Here is a 19,361-nt window from a genome sequence, read left to right on the forward strand (position 1 = left end):
CTTAGTCGACGACCGGCTCAGCGGCCGATGAATCGCGGTGCGCGTTTTTCGCTGAAAGCCGTCACCCCTTCGTCGTAATCCTGGCTCTGGCCGAGTTCGGTCATGGCATCGCGTTCGGCGTCGAGTGCGTCGTCGAGCGAGCTGTTGGCGCCGGCATAGAGCAGTTGCTTGGTGCGCGCCAGGCCAAGCGTGGGCGCGGCCGCCAGCTGTGTGACGAGCGTGTCGACCTCGGCCTCGAAGGCGTCGTCGTCCACGCAGCGCCAGATCAGACCCCAGCGTTCCGCGGTTTCGGCATCGACCGGTTCCGCGAGCATGGCCATACCCATCGCCCGTGCCATGCCGACCCGGCGGGCCAGAAAATACGTGCCGCCGGTATCCGGAATCAGGCCGATCTTCGAGAATGCTTCGATGAACTTCGCCGAGCGTTTGGCGAGCACCAGGTCACAGGCCAGGGCCAGATTGGCGCCGGCGCCTGCGGCGGTGCCGTTGACCGCACAGACCACCGGCATCGCCAGCGCGCGCAGACGTCGCACCAGCGGCGCGTAGTAGCGTTCGACCGCGCCGCCCAGATCCGGCGGTGTGTCACCACCGGGGGCCACGCCCGCCTCGCCCAGATCCTGACCGGCACAGAAGCCCTTGCCGGCGCCGGTGAGCAGCAGCACGCGCACGGACTCATCCGCCTCGACCGTGTCGAGCGCTTCGGCCAGTGCCTCGTGCATGGCCGCGTTGAAGCTGTTGAGCTTGTTCGGCCGATTGAGCGTGATGCGGGCGATGCCAGCTTCGATGCTCAGGACAATGGAATCATCTGCCATTCGAAATTTCCTCTCTCTTTAGAGGGTGTTTACAAAACGTAGCGAGCGCAGCCAGTTCGGTCACGAGCCGAGCGCAGAAAGCGCAGCGTATGAGCAATACGTGAGCATTTCGAGCACGGGACGGGACCGAAATGGCAAGCGCAGTAGATTTGTAAACATCCTCTCAGGCCGCGGCCGTTTCTTCGGCCTCCGGCGTCCAGTCCGTGGTCGCCACCATGGTCAGCACGTCGTACTGGGCCACGACCTCGTCTTCCTGATTGGTCACCGTGGCGTCCCAGCGCACTTCGCCGTATTCGGTGTTCTCGCGTTTGGTCTTCTGCTTGCAGGTCAGCGCGACCTTGAGGGCGTCGCCCGGATAGGCCGGGGTCATGAAGCGCAGGTTGTCGACGCCGTAGTTGGCCAATACCGGGCCCGGATTGGGCTCGACGAACAGGCCGGCCGCCAGCGACACGATGTAGTAGCCGTGGGCCACACGACCGTCGAAGAACGGGTTCGCCTTGGCGGCCTCCTCGTCCATATGCGCGTAGAAGGTGTCGCCGGTGAAATGGGCGAAATGCTCGATGTCCTCGAGCGTAATCTCGCGCGCATCGGTGAGAATCGCGTCGCCGATCTCGAGCTCGTCGAAATGCTTCTGGAACGGGTGGCGATCGGTCTCGTTACGGGTACCGCCGGGCAGCCAGTGCGAGAGCACATCGGCGAGCATGTCCGGCGAACCCTGCAGGGCCGAGCGCTGCATGTAGTGGAACACCGAGCGCATGCCACCCAGTTCCTCGCCACCACCGGCACGTCCCGGGCCGCCGTGCACGAGCATCGGCATGGGCGAACCGTGGCCGGTGGATTCCTTGGCGCAGTCGCGATTCAGTACCAGCAGGCGGCCGTGATACGGCGCACAGCCAAGCGTCATCGCGCGGGCGAAATGGCTGTCGTGGGTGACCACCGAGCCGACCAGACTGCCGCCGCCCAGGCGTGCCAGTTCGATGGCCTCTTCGACGCTGTCATAAGCCATTACCGTGACTACCGGGCCGAAGGCTTCGATGGCATGGATATCTGCGTGTTCTAGCGGCGCATCGGCCGACAGCACGACCGGGCCGACAAAAGCACCCTTGTCGGCATCGGCATCGACGACATCGCAGTTCGCCGGATCGCCATAGACGATCTTCGCACCCTGCTGCAGGTCGGCAATGCGCGCGCGCACTTCCTCGACCTGATCGCGACTGGCGAGCGCACCCATGGTCACGCCTTCGGCCTCGGGGTTGCCGATCACGACCTTGGCCAGTTTCTCGGCCAGTGCGTCGGTGAAGGCCTGCAGATTGGCCCGCGGCACGAGCACGCGTCGGATCGCGGTACATTTCTGCCCGGCCTTGACCGTCATCTCGCGCATGGTCTCTTTCACGGCAAGCTTGAATTCGGGCGTTTCCGGGCCGGCATCGGGACCGAGGGCCAGGAAGTTGAGCGAGTCGGCTTCCATGGAGAAGCGCGTGGCGTTTTCGACGATCGCCGGATGCTGCTTGAGCTTGCGCCCGGTCGAGGCCGAACCGGTAAACGTGACCACGTCCTGGCAGGTGACATGATCGAGCAGATCGCCCACGCCGCCGCTGATCAGCTGCAGCGCGCCCTCCTCAATCAGCCCCGAATCGACGATCGCACGCACCATGTCTTCGGTGACAAAGGCGGTCTGGGTCGCCGGCTTCACGATCGCCGGCAGGCCGGCGAGATAGTTGGCCGCAAACTTCTCAAGCATGCCCCAAACCGGAAAGTTGAAGGCGTTGATATGCACGGCCACGCCTTCCAGCGAGGTGCAGATATGCTGGCCGATGAAGCTACCGTGGCGCGACATCGGCTCCGGGTTACCGTCGATGGCAAAGGTGGCATTCGGCAGTTCACGACGACCCTTGCTGGCATACGTGAACAGCGTGCCGATGCCGCCGTCGATATCCACCCAGGAGTCGGTACGGGTCGCGCCGGTAGCGGTCGAAAGCTTGTAGAAACGCTCCTTGTCGGCCATCAGCGTCTGCGCCAGCGCCTTGAGCTGCAGCGCGCGCTGGTGGAAGGTCAGCGCCCGCAGCTTGGGGCCGACTTCGGTGCGTGCATAGTCGAGCATGCCGGCGAAATCGATACCGTCGCTGGAGACGCGGCCGACCGGTTCGCCGGTCACGGCGTTCAACACGGTCTTGCCACCTTCGCCGGTGATCCACTGGCCCTGGACGTAGCTGCTGGATTGCATGGCTGTGCTCCTCGAATCGTATGGGCGGCTCGCAGCGCCGCCGGAATCTTGTGTTGTGCTCTTAAAGAGGTTTACAGAACGTTGCGAGCGCGGTCAGTTCGGACACGCCGGGAGCGGAAAAAGCGCAACGTATAAGCAATACGTGAGCATTTTGAGCACGGGACGGGTTCGAAATGACAAGCACAGTAGTTCTGTAGACCTCTTTCAGGTTTCGGCGTCGAAATCGATCACCACGTTGTCGGTCACCGGAAAGCTCTGGCAGCTGAGAATGAAGCCGCGTTCGACCTCGTAATCCTCGAGCGCGAAGTTGGTATCCATCTCGACCTCGCCTTCGACCAGCTTGCATCGGCAGGTCGAGCACACGCCGGACTTGCAGGAGTACGGCAGCTCGATCGACTGCTCGAGGGCCGCATCGAGCAGGTTTTCCTGGCCGCGGGCGAGATCGTATTCGTGGGTGCGCCCGTCGATGACGACCTTCACGCTCGCGCGATCGGTGGCATCGGTGACGACCGGCGCGTTGGCACGGGCCTGGGCCGCGGACTTGGTCGCGGCAAAGACCTCCATCTTGATCGTGTCCTTGGCCACGCCGCGTTCCATGAGCACGTCACGGGTGGCTTCCATCATGTCGAGTGGCCCGCATATGAAGGCGGCGTCGATATCCGACGGGTCGATCCAGTGCGTCAGCAGCTGTTCGACCTTGGCGCGGTCGATCCGGCCGTTGAACAGTTCGATATCGAGCTGTTCGCGGCTCATGATGTAGACCAGATTGAAGCGGCCGAGATAGCGGTCCTTGATATCCGACAATTCCTGGCGGAACAGCGTGCTGCCGGAGGCGCGGTTGCCATAGAACAGCGTGAAGCGACTGTTGGGCTCGGCCATGAGTGTGGTCTTGATGATCGACAGCAGCGGCGTGATCCCGCTGCCGGCGCCGAAGGCGACATAGTGCTTCTCGTGATCTTCGGAGAGCGCCAGATTGAAGCGCCCCGCCGGCGGCATGACTTCGATCGCCTCGCCGGCCGCCAGATTGTCGTTGACCCAGTTGGAGAACAGACCGCCCTGCACGCGCTTGACCGCGACCCGCAGCTGCTCGTCCTGTACCGCCGAACACACGGAATAGGAACGCCGCACCTCCTCGCCGTCGATCTCGGTGCGCAGGGTCAGGTACTGGCCCTGGGTATAGGCAAAGGTGTCGCGCAGTTCGCCCGGCACGTCGAAGGAGATCACCACCGCATCACGGTTCTGTTTTTCGACGGCGCTGACGGGCAATGAATGGAACTGGGGCATGGCGTGCTACCTGAAGACGCTTGCAGGCCAGTGACGACCTGGTTGAAAACGGTTTACCTGAGAGGCTTCGCCTGGAAAGACTTGGCTAGAAAGGCTTGAAGTAGTCGAACGGCTCGGCACAGTCGAGACAGCGATGCAGCGCCTTGCAGGGCGTGGAGCCGAACTCGCTGACCCGCTCGGTGTGCTTCGAGCCACAGTGCGGACAGGTCTGCGGCAACACGTTGCGGCCGCTGCGGGTGATGCGACTGATGTCGATCACCTGGGTGCCGGCGCTCTCGCCCGGCGGCGCGATGCCGTAGCCGCGAAGGTTTTCCTTGCCGCGCTCGCTCATCCAGTCCGTGGTCCAGGCCGGCGACAGCTGCACGTCGAGTCGTGCGTCATCGACGCCGTTTTCACGCAGGGCTTCTAGAATGTTGTCCTCGATCACCTGCATGGCCGGGCAGCCGGAATAGGTCGGCGTGATCGTGACCACGAGCTGTTCGTCCTCGAACCGAACATCGCGCACGATGCCGAGGTCGATCACCGACACCACCGGGATTTCCGGGTCCGGCACGGCATCGAGCCACTGCCAGACATCATTGATATCGAAACGGGTTTGTTCGCTGACGGTCATGGCTAAGCCTCCGTGCCTCGCGGCTACCAGCGCGCGCCGGGATAGCTGCGCTGCAGATGCTGCATTTCGGCCAGCACATAACCCAGATGCTCGGTGTGCTCGCCGTGCTTGCCGCCGCACTGCATGGGCTGATCGCCCGGCAGCTCCAGCGTGGCTTCTTCGAACAGCGCCTGCATGTGCGCGCGCCACGGTTCGTAGAGCGTGGCGACATCGACCGCGATGCCGGCCTCGACCAGCGCCTGCTCGGCTTCGGAGCTGCGGAACAGCTCGCCGGTATAGCGCCAGAGCTTGTCCACCGCGGCCTGGGTACGGCGATGGCTTTCCTCGGTGCCATCACCCAGACGCACGACCCAGTCGCCACTGCGTTCGACGTGGTACTGCACTTCCTTGATCGACTTGGCGGCGATATCGGCAATACGCGTATCGGTGGACTGCATCAAAGCCTGAAGCACGAAGAAATGCCAGACGTCGTAGAAACACTGGCGCACGATGGTGTGGCCGTAGTCCCCGTTGGGCTGCTCGACGAGCAGCACGTTGCGATAGGCCGGCGCGTCGCGCAGGAACGCGAGTGTGTCCTCGTCGGCGTCGCCGCCCTTGATCTCGGCCGCGTAAGACAGCCAGAACCGGGCCTGGCCGATCAGGTCCAGCGCCACGTTGCTCATGGCGATGTCCTCTTCCAGCGCCGGGCCGTGGCCGCAGAGCGCGGCCAGCCGCTGGCCCAGGATCAGATCGCTGTCGCCGAGCTGCAGCAGGTATTCGTAGCGTGCTTCTTCCAGAGTCATGGCCGCCCCGCTCAGATGTGCTCGACGCCGTCGGGCATCGGGAAGAAAGTCGGATGGCGATAGACCTTGCTGCGCGCCGGCTCGTAGAGCGGCTCGCGATCGCCGGGGCTGCTGGCCGTGATCTGCTCTGCCGGCAGCACCCAGATGCTCACGCCCTCGTTGCGGCGCGTGTACACGTCGCGGGCGTTCTTGATCGCCATCTCGGCATCCGGCGCGTGCAGGCTGCCGACATGCTTGTGCGACAGGCCGTGCTGGCTGCGAATGAAGATTTCCCACAGGGGCCAGTTGTTTTTCATGTCGATATTCTCCTGTGGGCTCAGGCCGCTGCGGCTTCGCGGCGACGGGGCCGTTTCTCGGCGTGGGCGGCCGCGGCTTCGCGTACCCAGGCGCCACCCTCGTGGGCGTCGATACGCGCCTGCAGACGTTCCTGATTGCAGGGGCCATAGCCCTTAAGCACGTTCCAGAACTCGTCCCAATCCGGCTCGCCGAAATCGTAGTGGCCGGTTTCCTCGTTCCACTTCAGATCGGGATCGGGGATGGTCAGGCCCAGGAAATCGGCCTGCGGCACGGTCTGGTCGATGTACTTCTGACGCAGTTCGTCGTTGGTGAACAGCTTGATCTTCCACTGCATGGACTGAGCGGTGTTCACCGAATCGGCGTCGCGCGGGCCGTGCATCATCACGGACGGCCACCACCAGCGGTTGAGCGCGTCCTGCGCCATATCTTTTTGTTCCTGCGTGCCGGTGCAGAGCTTGTGCAGGATGTCGAAGCCCTGGCGCTGGTGGAAACTCTCTTCCTTGCACACGCGCACCATCGCGCGGGCATAGGGGCCGTAGGAACAACGACAGATCGGGATCTGGTTGATGATCGCCGCGCCGTCCACCAGCCAGCCGATGGCGCCGATATCGGCCCAGGTCAGCGTCGGGTAGTTGAAGATCGACGAATACTTGGCCTTGCCGGAGAGCAGGTCGGCCTGCATGTCGTCACGCGAGGCGCCCAGCGTTTCGGCCGCGCTGTACAGATACAGGCCATGGCCGGCTTCGTCCTGCACCTTGGCCAGCAGGATCAGCTTGCGCTCGAGCGTGGGCGCACGCGTGAGCCAGTTGCCTTCCGGCAGCTGGCCGACGATCTCGGAATGCGCATGCTGCGAGATCTGGCGAACCAGCGTCTTGCGATAGGCGTCCGGCATCTCGTCCTTGGGCTCGATCTTGATGCCTTCATCGATACGCGCCTGAAAGGCCGCCTCGTCCGGCGCCATTTCATCGGTGCTGCGTACGCGCTTGGCGCCGGTGTCTACGTTCTGTGCATACATGGTTCGCACTCCTGCCTTGACGGGCGATCTGTTGCCGACGCGGTGTCGGCCCCTTGTCGCAGATCGCGTCGTGATACAAAACAAGGTACGACATTTTTATTTTTGTATCAATTTATATTTGCAGGTGACGACAGGCGTACGCGGGCGAACAGACCTCGGGCGAATAGCCGGTGCGGCACCGCACAACAATCGATTGATGGTCGGCGCAGCCGAAAAGAGACGGGAAAACCGGCGCTTGCGTGCCGACCAAGGCGGTGCCTGACGAACGGCGTCGCTCGGATCGCGATACAGACCTCGCGATGTCTTGCGCACAATGTATCGGTATGCGACTAAAGTCGTAGTATTTCTAGAGACCGCCGAAACGCTCATAGAAATAGGCCGCCGGCTCGGGGAGCGGGCCTTCGGCGGTTTCCAGCACGTCGCCGAGATAGGTCTCGGCCTGACGGTAGGTGGCGCGATAGAGATTGCGGCACAGCAGGCGCGCGGCCGCGCCGTGCCAGTTATCGGGCAACACATCGTGGGGCAGCTGCGGATCGCGTAGCAGCAGGCGCCGTATCTCGTGAATGAGCAGCGTCCGCAGCAGAAAACAGGCCTGTGGATCCAGCGTTGCCGCCGACTCCATCGCGCGCCAGACCGGGCGAAAACGATCGAGAAACTCGGCGTACTGCACCCCGAGTGCTTCCAGATTCCAGCAATCACGGACCAGATGGTTCAAGGGCGCGGACGTGGGCAGACCGTCGTTGCGCGCGCGCATCAACACGATGCGACGCTGTACGTCGAGATCCTGCAGCAGCGACGTCAGTGCCGCCGTCGGCGGCAGCGGATGCGCCAGCACATCTGTCGAGAACGCGCCGAAGCCCAGCGTCGCCAGTTCCTTGCGCAGAACCTCGCGTTTGCGCTGCGGCACGCCCGCGGTAAGCACCAGCGTCCACTGCCCGTCCCACGACTCGCGCGGCTCGCTGTAGACGCGCTCGTAAGCGCGCTCGAAGCTGCGCCAGCCGGTGCGTGTGAGGCTGTAATAGCTGCGCCGGCCGATCTGGGTCGAACTCAGCCAGCCTTCTTTCGACAAGCGATACACGGACGTGCGCACCAGTCGCTCGTTGAGCCCGAGCGGCGCCAGCAATCGGATGAGGCTACCCAGCCAGACCGTGCCGCCACGCGGCGCGATGGCATCGCCATACACCGAGATGATCAGCGATGTCGCCCTGAGCGTGCGGCCGTTACGAAACTCGTCGATCAGGCGTTCTATCGGTCTCGATCCGGCCAACCCTGTTCTCCACACAAACAATCACGCAAGTCAGTGCTTCTACGGCGCGCGATTGCCGGCGTCAAGCCTGCGCGCAGTCTCGACAACCGCGGGAACGATCGTGATTCTCGATTATGGCGCACGCTCAGCACGCCTTGGGGGTGGCTCTTTCGGGGTAACTCAGTCGCTACAAGAGCAGTCGCGCTTTTGCGTCGTTTCTGGCTGAGATTTCGCGCTGCTGCGCGGGATAGTTTGATTCGAGCCGCGACAGATCATAAAAAAAGCCCGCAGACCGGAGCCTGCGGGCTGCATCCTTCATGCAGGTCTATTTTTCGATCAGCGTCCAGCCGCCGTCGTGGATCTCGAGCATGCGGAAGGCCGACAGATCGAGCCCCAGGTGATCGTCGGCGCTCATGTTGAAAACACCGCCCACGCCCACGAAGCCGGTGGTGCTTTCGATCGCATCGCGCACGGCGGCGTGATCGGTCGAGCCGGCTTTCTTGATGGCGTTGACCGCGATCATCAGGCCATCATAGGCATGCCCACCGAACTGCGAGATGGGCTCGTTGAAGGTCTTTTCGTATTCCTTCTCGTAGGCCAGCGCCACCGATTTCTGGGGGTCATCGTCGGGCAGTTGTTCGGCGACCAGGATCGCGCCCGCCGGCAGGCGTACGCCCTCGGCCGCGTCGTCGGCCAGTTCGATGTATTTCTTTGAAGCCACGCCGTGCGATTCATAGAACGGCAGATCGAGGCCTAGCTGCTTGTAGTTGCGGGTGACGATCGCCGGGCCCTGACCGAAGCCGAAGTTGAGCACCGCGTCGATGCCCTGCTTGTTGGCGATATTGGTCAGCTGCGCGGTCATGTCCGTGTCGCTGTTGTTGTAGGTCTCGTCGGCAACGATATCGATGCCGAACTCGGGCGCCGCCTTGAGCGTCTGCGTGCGGCCCGACTGGCCGAAGCCGCCCGAGCCGGAGATCAAACCGATTTTCGTAAACCCACGGCTTTTCATGTCCTTGAGGATCTTGCGCGCTGCCATGAGGTCGGTATGTGGCGTCTTGAACACCCATTTCTTGACCGGGTCGATGATCGGAATACCGCCGGCCAGCGAAATCAGGGCCACCTGCGAGCGCTCGACCAACGGCACCGCGGCCATGGTCGTGCCGGTGGTGCTGCCGCCGACGATGACATCGACCTGATCGGAGCTGATCAGGCGTTTGACGAAGGTCCGTGCCTTGCCGGCATTGCCCGAGGTGTCGTAATGCACGAGTTCGAGCGGGCGCCCGAGCACGCCGCCGTCCTCGTTGATCAGATCGACCCAATGCTCGAGCGTCTTGAGCTCGGGGTCACCCAGGAACGACGCCGGCCCGGTCACGGACAGGAAGGTGCCGATCTTGATCGGTTCCTTGTCGCCGTCGCCCGCGGCGAACGCCGTACTGCCCAGCGCTGAAATCGACAGCAGCAGCGCCGCTGTGAGTAGAGTTCTTGTCTTCATGACATCTCCTTCATTTGTCCCACCTTTTTATCCTGCCGGCCAGGGCCGGCCTCGTTCTCGTATTCAGGGCGTGTCCGCCGCGTCGTCCGCCATGCCCAGATAAGCACGCTTGACGTCCGGATGATCGATGAGTGTCTTGCCGGTACCGGTAAGCTTGATTTCGCCAGTTTCCAGCACGAAGCCGTGATCGGCGATCGCCAGCGCGGCGGAGGCGTTCTGCTCGACCAGAAGAATCGTGATGCCGTCGGCGTTGAGCTTGCGGATGATCTCGAAGATCTCCGCGATCAGCAGTGGCGCCAGGCCCATGCTGGGCTCGTCGAGCAGCAGCAGGCGCGGCCGGGCCATGAGCGCGCGCCCGATCGCCAGCATCTGCTGCTGACCACCGGAGAGCATGCCGGCCACCTGACGGCGTTTTTCGGCGAGCATCGGAAACAGCTCATAGACCCAGGCGATATCCTTGTCGACCGCCGCGCCCGTGCCGCGCGTATAGGCACCGAGGGCGAGGTTGTCGGCCACCGACATGGGCCCGAAGATCTGGCGGCCTTCCGGCACCTGGGCAATACCGCTGGCAACGCGTTTCTGGGCCTTGAGGCGGCTGATGTCCACGCCGTCGAAATGAATGCTGCCGGCGCTGGCCGGCTGCACGCCGGAGAGCGTGTTCAGCAGCGTGGTCTTGCCGGCCCCGTTGGCGCCCACGAGTGCGACCAGTTCACCGGCGCGCACCTCGATATCGACATCGCGAAGCGCGGACACGGCGCCATAATGCGAGTGCAGGCCGCGCACGCTCAGGAGCGGTCCGGCGTCGGTGGCATGGATCGCGTTCATGCGCCCCCCAGATAAGCGGATACGACATCGGGGTCGTTCTGTATGGCCCTGGGCGTACCCTGCGCCAGCCGGCGCCCGTAGTTGAGTACCAGCACGGTATCGGAGACCTCCATGACCAGCTTCATGTCGTGCTCGACCAGCACCACGGTCACCCCGCGCGCGGCGACTTCGCGAATCAGCGCGCCCACATCGCGGGTCTCGTTGGCGTTCAGACCTGCCGCCGGTTCGTCGAGAAACAGCAGCCGCGGCTCGGCGGCCAGCGCACGGGCGATTTCCAGGCGCTTGAGTGCGCCGTAGGACAATTCGCCCGGTTGCCGGTCTATTTCGCGTTCGAGCCCGACAAAGCGCATCAGCTCGGCGGCCTTGTCGCGGCAGTCGCGATCGCCGGCGCGCACCGACTTGAGATGCAGCAGTGCCGACAGAAAACGTCGATTCAGGCGCAGATGGCGGCCGACCATCACGTTCTCGATCGCCGACATGTTCATGCAGATCTGCAGATTCTGGAACGTGCGCCCCAGCCCCTTGCGGGCGAGTTCGTAAGGCGCCAGGCCGCGCGTGTCGCTGTCCTCCACCAGAATCCGGCCCGCGGTGGGCGTGTAGATACCGGTGAGCAGATTGATCAGCGTCGTCTTGCCGGCGCCGTTGGGCCCGATGATCGAGTGAACATGGCCCGGCTCGATGGCAAACGACAGCTGCGACACGGCATCCACGCCGCCAAACGTCTTGGTCAGATCGACCGCTTCCAGAATCGCATTCATCGCCGCACGCCCGGCAGTACACGAGTGAGCGCTGGAATCAGGCCGCGCGGCATGAAGATGATCACCACCATCAGGATCAGGCCGAAGATCATCATCTCCATATCGTCGAAGCCGGTCAGAAACTGCGGCAGCAGAGTCAGGATCACGGCGCCGATGACCGCGCCGAAGGTCGAAGCCATGCCGCCGAGTACGACCATGGTCACGAACTCGATCGAGTAGATGAAGTTGGCCAGATCCGGCGTCACGAATCCCGAATAATGCGCGGTGAGCGTGCCGCCGAGCCCGGCGAGCACCGCCGAGACGACGAATATCAGCACCTTGTAGCTGATCGTATGCACGCCCACGACCTGGGCGGCGACCTCGGACCCGTGTACCGCGCGCAGCGCCCGCCCGACCGGCGAGTCGATGAGGTTGAGAGCCAGCCATACGGTGAGCACCAGCAGCACTGCCACGAGCGCGTACCAGTACACCTCGCTGTACAGGTTCATGCCCGCAATCGACAGCGGCGGCGCGACCATGCCGTCCGGTCCGCCGGTGATACCGGCCTCGGTACGCAGAATGATGGAAATGAGAATGCCGAGCCCGAGCGTGGCCATGGCCAGATAATGACCGGACAGCCGCAGGATCGGGCGGGCGACCAGGAACGCGAGAACACCAACCACGACCAGTGCCGCCGGTATCGACAGCAGCACGGGCCAGCCGTAGTTGGCACTCAGGATGGCGGTGACATAGGCACCGAGGCCGAAAAACCCCGCATGCCCGAGGCTGATCTGGCCGGCATAGCCGATCAACAGGTTCAGCCCGACCGCCACCAGCGCATTGATCAGCACATGAATGGCAACGTCGTATTGATAGGGATTGGCAAAGCCGAACGGGGCCGCGGCGAGCACCAGTGCGAGCACGGCCAGGCCCAGGCGCGGCGTGAGGATATTGCCGAGCCGGTTCATTACACACGCTCCGAGGCGCGCGCGCCGAACAGACCGCTGGGCAGCAGAAACAGCACCAGCAGGACGATCACGAACGGCACCGCGTCCTTGTATTCCGAGGACACATAGCCCGCGGTGAAGGCCTCCATGAGCCCGAGCAGCAGACCGCCGACCACCGCGCCCAGCGGACTGCCCAGCCCGCCCAGCACCGCAGCGACGAAGCCCTTGAGGCCGAGCATGACGCCGACGTTGTAGGCGGTGAGCGTGATCGGTGCGGCCACCACGCCGGCCACCGCGCCCAGGCCCGCGGCGAGCGCGAACGAGAGCATGAGAACGAACTTCGGATTGATGCCCACCAGGCGCGCCGCATTCGGGTTATGCGACACCGCGAGCATGGCCTTGCCGATCAGCGTGCGCTTGAAGAACCAGGCCAGCAGGCACACCACCACCGCACCCACGCCCAGCACCCACAGACTCTGGGGCAGGATCGTCGCCCCCCACAGCGTAATTGGCGTATTGCCGGTGAAGGCCGGCAGTGCGTGGATCGACTTGCCCCACAGATACTGGGCCGCGCCGCGCAGAAACAACGAAGCCCCGATCGTGATGATGATCAGCGGCACGATGTCGGTCGTCTTGGCCTGCTCCAGCGCCAGCTTTTCGAGCAGCACGCCGGCGACCACGGCGAGCGCAATCGCGCAGACGATGGCCAGCGGCATGGGCAGGCCGTACTGCATCAGCATGACCGCGCCCATGCTGCCGATCATCAGAAACTCGCCCTGGGCGAAATTGATGATGTGGCTGGCGTTGTAGATGATCGTGAAGCCCAGCGCGACCAGCGCATAGGTCGAACCCGACGTCAGGCCCGAAAACAGGTACTGCATGAACTCAGCGAACATGCCGAGCCCCCACCGAGCCATCGCTTGTGGCGCCAGCCAAGATCGCGGCACGTCGCTGACCTGCAGCCACGGGCGACAAAACGCTAAAGGCACGCATCATCGAGCGCCCAATATATCGATCGAACCCACCTGTTCTCTCCTCACCGCCGCCACCGCCTGCGCACGTGTCGGCATGCTTTTATTTTTGAACGACTGGCGTGTCGTCCGCCAGCAGTGCCCCCCGGCGTCCACACCGACCGGAGTCGACCATGGCCGCCATCAGAAACGAGCCGAGCAGGCGATGTCTATTGATCAATCGTCGTGTGTCGTACGGACTGCCTTTCGCAGCGCGCCGACACCGTGCAATGACGTCGGTTTTTTCTCATGCGGCGCACACGCCTTCAGAACCCATCACCGGCAGTTACGCGCCAGATCACGCCGGTTCTACGGTTCAGCGACCATAAGCAAGACCCCCGGCGGCCCGCCATGATTTTCTCGCTCAGACATCTGACTTAAATAATTGCTGACACTTTAGTCGTACTCTTCGATACGCGGCCAAAACTTCAATCATGCCTACGTTGAAGGCCGTCCTGCAGTGACTGGCTCTGCACAGTTTGCATCCCCCCATTAGACTGATGGATCGATTTCACCCAGGCCTACCGACACTTTGGCGCAACGCGACTACATCACCCGCGCCGGCTGGCAGGCGCTCGCCGATGAACTCGACTATCTCTGGCGCGAGAAGCGCCCCTTCGTGGTCGGCAAGCTGGCCGACGCGGCTGCCGAAGGCGACCGTTCCGAGAACGCCGAGTACATCTATCGCAAGAAGGAACTACGCGAGATCGACCGGCGCGTACGCTATCTGAGCCGGCGCGTGGATGAACTCACCGTGGTCGATACCATCCCGGACGATCCGGATCGGGTGTTTTTCGGCGCATGGATCGATGTGGTCGACGACGAAGACGAAAGCCATCGCTATCGGATTGTCGGCTCGGACGAGACCAACGCCGGCTCGGGTGCGATCAGCCTGAACTCGCCGGTGGCGCGCGCGCTTATCGGCAAACGCCGGGGCGACAGCGTCCACGTCACTTTGCCAGGCGGCGAGCAAGACTATGAAATCGAGGCCGTGTATTACCAGCCTCCCGATACCTGAGCCGCGACCGGCACCGCGCGTGTAACATACAGCCGGACATGCGCCTGCTTCCCTCTCTCGCGGCAGACAGCGTGCTGCGCGATATCGCATTCGCGCAGCTGCTGACCGGCCGCATCACCGCCACCCTAGCCACCCAGATCCAGTCGGTCGTGGTGGGCTGGCAGTTGTATGCGATGACGCTCGACCCGCTCACCCTGGGCTGGGTCGGTCTGGCCCAATTCCTGCCCATGGCGCTGCTGGTCCTGCCCGCCGGCGACGCCGCCGATCGGCTCCCGCGCCGCCTGATTCTGACGACCAGCTGGCTGGTCCAGGCCGTGGCGGGCGTGCTTTTCTTCGCCCTTACACTATCGGGCGCCGACTCGCCGGTCGGCTTCTACGGCGTGCTCGTACTGTTCGGCATGGCACGCGCGTTTGCCGGGCCGGGGATGCAGTCGTTATTACCGCAAATCGTGGGTGAAGCACGCCTGCCCAAGGCCATCGCCTGGAATTCATCGGCCTTCCAGGTGGCAGTGATCGGCGGCCCTGCACTCGGCGGCGCGGTCTATCTGCTCGGCCCGTCCATCGCCTACGCACTGTGCGCCATTTTGTTCGCCAGTGCCGCGCTGGCCGTCGGCCTGATCCGCCGGCCGTTGCCCGCACGCGCGGATACGTCGCGCCAGAACGCCTTTGCCCGCTTCACCGCCGGCATCGTCTATGTGCGCACCCGCCCGATCATCCTCGGCGCCATCTCGCTGGACCTGTTCGCGGTGCTGCTGGGCGGCGCCACCGCGCTGCTACCGGTCTATGCCCACGAAATTCTGCATACCGGCCCAGCCGGGCTCGGGCTGCTGCGCAGCGCGGTGGCCGTGGGCGCCTTCACGATGGGCATTTATCTGGGGCGCAATTCGCTGACCCGGCACGCGGGCCGGACCATGTTCGCGGCGGTGGCGATTTTCGGCGCCGCGACCATCGTGTTCGGTGTATCGACCAGCTTCCTGCTGTCGTTCGTCGCCCTGATGATCATGGGCGCCTCGGACATGATCAGCGTGTTCGTGCGCTCCACGCTCATTCAGTTGGCCACGCCGGACGCCATGCGTGGGCGGGTCAACGCCGTGAACATGCTGTTCATCGGCGCCTCCAACGAACTCGGCGAATTCGAATCGGGCGTGACCGCGGCCTTGTTCGGCACCGTCGGCGCGGTGGTGATCGGCGGCGCCGGAACGCTGGCCGTGGTCGGCGCCTGGATGCTGCTGTTCCCGGCGCTGCGGCGCGTCGATCGGCTGAGCGACGTCGCCCAGTCCCCGCCGCCGGCCAAGACGGCCGACTAGGCGCCGGTGCCGATCTTGCCGCTCCGGGTCAGGCGCTGTGCCGCCGGTGCCTGGGCGGCGCTGGACTCCACGTCTTCCGGCGGCGGCACCAGGCCATCATGCGGAAGCGTATCGTCATCGGCGGCGTCATCGGTTTCGGTATCGTCGCGGATATGCACGGTAGCGGTCAGGCCCACGCTCAATGGCAGCTGACGCGGATCGCGGTCGAAGCGGATGGTCACCGGCACGCGCTGGGCCAGGCGCACCCACTCGAACGTTGGATTGACGCTGGCCAGGTTCTGTTCGCCCGGCGCGTTGTTGGGGACCGCAATACCGCGGGTGATGCTGGACACATGGCCGCTGAACTTGCCATTGCCCGCCATCAGGCGGATCTCGGCGCGATCGCCGATCTGAATATGCGGGAGCTTGGTTTCCTCGAAGTAGGCGGTCACCCGGAAGGTATCGGCGTCCACGAGCGTGAGCACTTCGCTGCCCTCGGCCGCGTAGTCGCCTTCATTGAGCAACAGATGGGTGACATAGCCGTTGACCGGCGAGCGCACGGTGGCCCACTCGATATCCTGCTGGGCCTGGGTGACTCGGGCCTGGGCCTGAGCGACGGCGGCGGCGGACGCTTCAGCCTGCGCATGAGCACGTTGCACGTCCTCGTTTGAGACTGCCCCGCGCGGCAACGAGGACAGACGGCGGGCGTCGCGGGCATCGAAATTCTGTTGTGCCTGAGCCTGCCGGAGCGATGCCTTGGCGGCGATCAACGCGTTCTGGAAACGCACCGGCTCGATACGAAACAGCAAATCGCCGCGCTTGACGTAGCCGTCGTCGGCGACCGCGACCTCCGCTACCGTACCCGATACTTCCGGCGCGATATTGATGATATTGGCCTGCACGCGCGCGTCGCGTGTCCAGGGCGCATAGACATAATGCTGCCAAGCCGCCCACGCCAGCACTCCGGCGACGGCCAGTACCAGTAACGTGGCCGCCACCCGCAGCACGATGCCCAAGACTCGACTCGATCCGGCCATGTGTTAGCGCTTCCCTCGCGGCGCGGTCGCTGTAACGACACGACAACCCGCCGCGCCGCGCCGTCTGCGGTGGAATCGCGACGCAGCTCGGGCGCATTGATTTGAAAACTCGGCATTCATGTAAGAGATCACAACACAGATGAGGGTGTACGTGTTCGGCATGCCGACGCACGATGAAAAACAGATCGGCAAGCGGACGCTCATGGCCCGAGCCAGAGAATGATCGAGGCCAGAAGGCCCGCGAACAGAGCCGCCTCGGCCAGCGCCGGATGCCAGAAGATACGATAGAAATGCACACGTGCCAGAAACCATCGCACAGGGAGATAGACCGCGGTAGCCAAGGCCAGAAACACGAGAAACGACGGCAGATAAATGCCGCCGATCTGAACCAGATCAAGCCACATCCGAGATACCGCCAAGCTGGAATCCGGGATCTTCGGCGCCGCGCCGCGCCAGCCCGTAGTCGGCCAGGGCCGCCGACAGCAGTTCTGCGGCTACCGCTGCACGAATGCCGAAGCGGCGCCGGCGCCGGTGATCGATGACCACCGCCTGATCGAGCATGTCCTGGGCCAGGCGATTGGCCCGCGCCTGCATGGCAAAGACATCGGCAACAGCCGGATAACCCGCGTCGAACAACGCCTGCAAATCGGCGAGCACGCCGGTTATCTCGGCCTCAAGGCGGTCGGGAAACTGCACGCGTGTGGCCAGCACGCGCAGCGAGCGCGCCTCCACGCCCATGTTGACGGCCGCAAACGCGGCCTGGCGCGCGCTGACGTGGGTATCGTTGTTACCGACCGCGTTGACGGGCAGCTGCAGTAGCCGATCGTAGACCCGGGTCTCGAAGCGTTCACGTTCTCCGGCGAAGCCCTTGGCGAGTTCCCCGAACACGCCGGCCAGGCGTTCACGCAGGCGTTGTCGCGGCGTGATCGGCAGGATCAAGGAAAACGCGGTGACGGCAAGGATGATGGCCAGCGCCACCCCGAGCAGATTCTCGGCAAAGGTGACAAAGTTCGTCCGGCCAACGTTGGAAGGGTGAATCAGCAGCCCGAAGATCACCACGAAAATACGCCCGCTGAGAGCGAGTGCCGGGGTAGCCATGGCCAGTGCGCCGACGAACACGACCGGCATCACCACGATCATGAGCGTCGCGTAGCTATTGGCCTGCGGCAGGAAGACGAAATCGGCGAAGAACGCGAAAAAAGCCGCGCAGGCCGCGCCTATCGCAAAGCCCCGGGCATTCGCCACCGGCGTGTCGCCGAGCGCGAAAAGGGTCGTGAACACCGACAGCAGAACCATCATGCCTGCGAGCGCCGGTTCGTCGTGGGTCGCCCAGATCGCCGCGCCACAGGTCATGGCCACCGCCGCTCTGAGCGTATTACGCAGCGCGGAACGTATATCCACAGAGACACTGAACTCGGAGTCACGACGCACCTTCTGCCGTGAGCTGCGTTCGGAGACCAGCATGCCGTGCTTGATCACCGCAGCACGGGCCCGGTTGGCTAGATCGAGCGCGCGGCTGATCACCACCCAGTCCACCAGCGAGCGCTTGCGCCTATCGGCTGTACCTTGGCGCGCCGCGTTGAGGATGCTGTTGTAGGCGTGCCCGAACGCCTGCTTGATCGGCTGCGTATCACCGGGGTCGCGTTGCATCAGCTGCGCGGCCTGGTCGAGTTCCTTGAGTGGGGTGCGATCGATACGGTCGCCGAACTTGGCCAGGTAGACCTGCAGCGATGCCATGGCGCTGACCAGCGACAGCAGTTCATAGTCCACCCGCCGTGCCAGCCGGTCATGCTCGGCGAATCCCGGCGCGTCGAAGCGTGCGTATTGACGCGTCTGTTCCAGCGCCAGCGTCTTTTCCACCAGTTCGTGCAGGCCCGCATGCGGGGTTTCGTCACCGGTGCTCCGGGTATTCCCAGCACCGGTCGGGTCACCGCCCTCGCCCGGATTGCGATCCAGGCGAAGAAACTGCGCGCCGACCGCCCGGAACGCTTCCAGGCGGGCCCGAAAATAAGCCCGCGCGGTGGTGCTGGGGGCCAGAATCACGCTGACGCTGGCCGAGACCACGACCGCCAGCGCGGTTTCGGCGGTGCGAGCGACGGCCACGTCGAAAACGGTCGTCGGGTCCGGCATGGAACGGACCGCGATGATGCTGGTGACATAGCCTGCCAGCACGAAACCGTAGGCCATGTTGTTGCGAAACAGGCTGGCGAAAAAGACGCAGATGCCCACCCAGGCAATCAGCCCCGCGCTGAACAGGACATAACTCTGGGCGAACAGGGCAATGAGCACGATGGATACCACACCAGCGACGGCCGTGCCGGTCAGTCGCGCAAAACCACGCACAACCAGAAAGCCTGGCAGCGGCTGGATCAGGATCGCAACGTTGATGAAGGCCCAGTAGGCGTTGTCGAGTTGCAGCCAGAACGCCAGATACAAGGCAATGGCAACCGACAGGCAGCAGCGCAACGCGAAGGAAACGTTGCTAATACTCGGTGCAAAAAGCCAGCTAAGGCGCGACATTATGTGCATTATACACTATTAATGCTCGGAAACGGATGGCGACATCACTGGCAGCAAAGCCCTGGGGCGATATTCGTGCGCCCCGCCACGAAGAAGCCGCGACGGCGTGCAGCAGACCGCGCCCGGCAAATCGACGGGAGCAAAGCGCGTTGCTGCAAACGCAAGTACCAGGACGTTGGACACCGCATTCATATGCTGCCGCAACTGGGCGGTGAG

Annotated in this window: 18 protein-coding genes; 2 read left to right on the top strand and 16 right to left on the bottom strand. The window is 63.8% G+C overall.

All coding sequences use genetic code 11. The features are described from left to right. Positions 1–17: 17 nt before the first annotated feature. From paaG to ACFOSU_RS05965, 13 genes are all read right to left on the bottom strand, one after another. Positions 18–812 (bottom strand): 2-(1,2-epoxy-1,2-dihydrophenyl)acetyl-CoA isomerase PaaG, encoded by a 795-nt coding sequence (gene paaG, locus ACFOSU_RS05905; RefSeq protein ID WP_380687452.1) that lies wholly within the window; start codon positions 810–812, stop codon positions 18–20. Between the two features lie 163 nt (positions 813–975). Then, a complete protein-coding gene (paaZ, locus tag ACFOSU_RS05910; RefSeq protein ID WP_380687454.1) occupies positions 976–3,036 on the bottom strand; it encodes a phenylacetic acid degradation bifunctional protein PaaZ in 2,061 nt (686 codons plus the stop codon). Positions 3,037–3,240: 204 nt separating this feature from the next. After that, positions 3,241–4,320 (bottom strand): 1,2-phenylacetyl-CoA epoxidase subunit PaaE, encoded by a 1,080-nt coding sequence (gene paaE, locus ACFOSU_RS05915; RefSeq protein ID WP_380687456.1) that lies wholly within the window; start codon positions 4,318–4,320, stop codon positions 3,241–3,243. Between the two features lie 85 nt (positions 4,321–4,405). Further along, on the bottom strand, positions 4,406–4,933 hold the full coding sequence (paaD, locus tag ACFOSU_RS05920; RefSeq protein ID WP_353110371.1) for a 1,2-phenylacetyl-CoA epoxidase subunit PaaD: 528 nt from the start codon (positions 4,931–4,933) through the stop codon (positions 4,406–4,408). A gap of 23 nt (positions 4,934–4,956) precedes the next feature. After that, positions 4,957–5,709 (bottom strand): 1,2-phenylacetyl-CoA epoxidase subunit PaaC, encoded by a 753-nt coding sequence (paaC, locus tag ACFOSU_RS05925; RefSeq protein WP_380689172.1) that lies wholly within the window; start codon positions 5,707–5,709, stop codon positions 4,957–4,959. Positions 5,710–5,726: 17 nt separating this feature from the next. Next, a complete protein-coding gene (gene paaB, locus ACFOSU_RS05930; protein WP_353110372.1) occupies positions 5,727–6,011 on the bottom strand; it encodes a 1,2-phenylacetyl-CoA epoxidase subunit PaaB in 285 nt (94 codons plus the stop codon). 20 nt (positions 6,012–6,031) lie between these two features. Next, positions 6,032–7,027 carry a 1,2-phenylacetyl-CoA epoxidase subunit PaaA gene (paaA, locus tag ACFOSU_RS05935; RefSeq protein ID WP_380687459.1) on the bottom strand — a complete coding sequence of 332 codons (996 nt, stop codon included), beginning with the start codon at positions 7,025–7,027 and terminating at the stop codon, positions 6,032–6,034. 346 nt (positions 7,028–7,373) lie between these two features. Further along, positions 7,374–8,294 (bottom strand): phenylacetic acid degradation operon negative regulatory protein PaaX, encoded by a 921-nt coding sequence (gene paaX / locus ACFOSU_RS05940; protein WP_380687461.1) that lies wholly within the window; start codon positions 8,292–8,294, stop codon positions 7,374–7,376. A 304-nt stretch (positions 8,295–8,598) separates the two neighbouring features. After that, complete coding sequence (locus ACFOSU_RS05945; RefSeq protein WP_380687463.1) at positions 8,599–9,765, bottom strand: ABC transporter substrate-binding protein; 1,167 nt, start codon at positions 9,763–9,765, stop codon at positions 8,599–8,601. A 63-nt stretch (positions 9,766–9,828) separates the two neighbouring features. Further along, positions 9,829–10,590, bottom strand: coding sequence for an ABC transporter ATP-binding protein (locus ACFOSU_RS05950; RefSeq protein WP_380687465.1), 762 nt, complete (start codon positions 10,588–10,590; stop codon positions 9,829–9,831). Continuing rightward, positions 10,587–11,348, bottom strand: a complete 762-nt coding sequence (locus ACFOSU_RS05955) for an ABC transporter ATP-binding protein (RefSeq protein ID WP_380687467.1) — start codon at positions 11,346–11,348, stop codon at positions 10,587–10,589. The genes ACFOSU_RS05950 and ACFOSU_RS05955 overlap by 4 nt, the downstream gene beginning before the upstream one ends. Continuing rightward, the gene (locus ACFOSU_RS05960) at positions 11,345–12,295 is read right to left on the bottom strand and encodes a branched-chain amino acid ABC transporter permease (RefSeq protein WP_380687469.1); all 951 of its coding nucleotides are present in this window, start codon (positions 12,293–12,295) and stop codon (positions 11,345–11,347) included. The genes ACFOSU_RS05955 and ACFOSU_RS05960 overlap by 4 nt, the downstream gene beginning before the upstream one ends. Beyond that, positions 12,295–13,170: a branched-chain amino acid ABC transporter permease gene (locus ACFOSU_RS05965; protein WP_380687471.1), complete on the bottom strand. Its 876-nt coding sequence runs from the start codon at positions 13,168–13,170 to the stop codon at positions 12,295–12,297. The genes ACFOSU_RS05960 and ACFOSU_RS05965 overlap by 1 nt, the downstream gene beginning before the upstream one ends. Positions 13,171–13,816: 646 nt before the next feature. On the opposite strand from ACFOSU_RS05965, the gene greB reads away from it, so the two are divergent. Beyond that, complete coding sequence (greB, locus tag ACFOSU_RS05970; protein WP_380687473.1) at positions 13,817–14,302, top strand: transcription elongation factor GreB; 486 nt, start codon at positions 13,817–13,819, stop codon at positions 14,300–14,302. 38 nt (positions 14,303–14,340) lie between these two features. Next, entirely contained in the window at positions 14,341–15,609 is a 1,269-nt protein-coding gene (locus ACFOSU_RS05975; RefSeq protein WP_380687476.1) for an MFS transporter, read from the top strand. Here ACFOSU_RS05975 and ACFOSU_RS05980 read toward each other — a convergent pair. The 3 genes from ACFOSU_RS05980 to ACFOSU_RS05990 form a co-directional block, all read right to left on the bottom strand. Beyond that, positions 15,606–16,625, bottom strand: coding sequence for an efflux RND transporter periplasmic adaptor subunit (locus tag ACFOSU_RS05980; RefSeq protein ID WP_380687478.1), 1,020 nt, complete (start codon positions 16,623–16,625; stop codon positions 15,606–15,608). The genes ACFOSU_RS05975 and ACFOSU_RS05980 overlap by 4 nt on opposite strands. A 200-nt stretch (positions 16,626–16,825) precedes the next feature. Further along, positions 16,826–17,029: a DUF1656 domain-containing protein gene (locus ACFOSU_RS05985; RefSeq protein ID WP_380687480.1), complete on the bottom strand. Its 204-nt coding sequence runs from the start codon at positions 17,027–17,029 to the stop codon at positions 16,826–16,828. After that, complete coding sequence (locus ACFOSU_RS05990) at positions 17,019–19,154, bottom strand: FUSC family protein (RefSeq protein ID WP_380687482.1); 2,136 nt, start codon at positions 19,152–19,154, stop codon at positions 17,019–17,021. Before ACFOSU_RS05990 ends, ACFOSU_RS05985 begins: the two co-directional genes overlap by 11 nt. Between the last annotated feature and the right edge of the window lie 207 nt (positions 19,155–19,361).

Origin of the sequence: Salinisphaera aquimarina (genome assembly GCF_042643355.1) — a bacterium.
In the GTDB taxonomy this organism is placed as follows: domain Bacteria; phylum Pseudomonadota; class Gammaproteobacteria; order Nevskiales; family Salinisphaeraceae; genus Salinisphaera; species Salinisphaera aquimarina.